This is a genomic window from Mesorhizobium sp. WSM4845 (genome assembly GCF_055811455.1).
The window spans coordinates 1-1,165 of the sequence record NZ_JBVVQA010000083.1; the positions used below are offsets into that span (position 1 = coordinate 1).

At 58.7% G+C, this 1,165-nt stretch carries 1 protein-coding gene; it reads left to right on the forward strand.

What is annotated here, in order from left to right; all coding sequences use genetic code 11:
* Positions 1-309: 309 nt before the first annotated feature.
* The gene (locus AC0L2C_RS34090) at positions 310-951 is read left to right on the forward strand and encodes a peroxiredoxin-like family protein (protein ID WP_091590900.1); all 642 of its coding nucleotides are present in this window, start codon (positions 310-312) and stop codon (positions 949-951) included.
* Positions 952-1,165 lie beyond the last annotated feature (214 nt).

Sequence of the window (1,165 nt, forward strand, 5' to 3'; positions counted from 1 at the left end):
GAACCGACCCGTTGACGACCTTGGGCGTTGCAGACTTGAACCTCCAAATCGAGGTCGGGAACCTGACCTTCAGCGCAAGAGCATTCGGGAGTGCGCTCGCGTAAGGTAATTCACCACATTTGGCGGCGCCCGCAGATGCTTTTTCGTGTTATGATGGGCTTGCAACGCGCGTAATCTCGACCTCGGCAATATGGCAGAGGTCGAAAGCTATTGCCTTGGCACAGGAAGCTTTCGCTCCAGCACTTGATCGCCTCCGAAACGCTGGGTGTGCTGCTTTCCCTGACTGACCCCGGGGCGAGGAGGTTGTCCATGTCCACGAGTAGTGTTGACCGCCCGCTGCAGCCGGGCGACCGGGCACCGAATGTTGTGCTCAATGCGATCTCACGCGAAGGCAAGATCGCGCTCGATGATTTTCGAGGCCGTAGCCCGTTGTTGATCGGTTTGTTCCGAGGCCTGCACTGTCCGTTCTGCCGGCGCCATGTCGCGGCGATGGCGCAACTCAAGCCGGCCCTGCGTGAGAAAGGCGTCGAATGCCTGGCTGTGGTCAATACGCCGGTCGAGCGGGCGCGGCTCTATTTCCGTTACCACCCGGCACCCGATCTTCTCGCCGCATCCGACCCGGAGCGAGCCTCGCACCGTGCTTTCGGCTTGCGCGAGGTCGGGATGGACACGGTCATGGCGATACCGTTCCATCTCCCGGGCGAGTTGCCCGAGCCTATGAACGTCATGGCAATGAATGAATTTCTTAACAAGAAGGAAGGATATGAGATTACGGAAGTCGATCAGCAGGCGATGGCTTCCAGCCAGGCGCAGCTTGTCGGTCAGTTCCTAATCGACCGGGCGGGCATCGTACGCTGGAACTTCACTGAAGTTCTGGAGGATGGCCTCAATACCTTCAGAGCGCTGAATCCCGAGGAATTGATGTCGGCAGCTTCCCAAGTTGCACATTAATAGGCTGCGGAAATGGGCTGCTGAAAACTCGCTGGACGGCCACCGTCCTGTGGTGATTCTTTGGATTTAACAATCATCGAAATGCTCAGCGCAGGAGGCTAAGGTCTGCCCGTGGGCTTCGTAGCGATTTCGATTCAACGGTCTGCGGACCGCCCCGACGCTAGAGTGAGCAAGCCGCATAGGCGGGGCGACGTCCGCTCCTTGCCGCAATCAC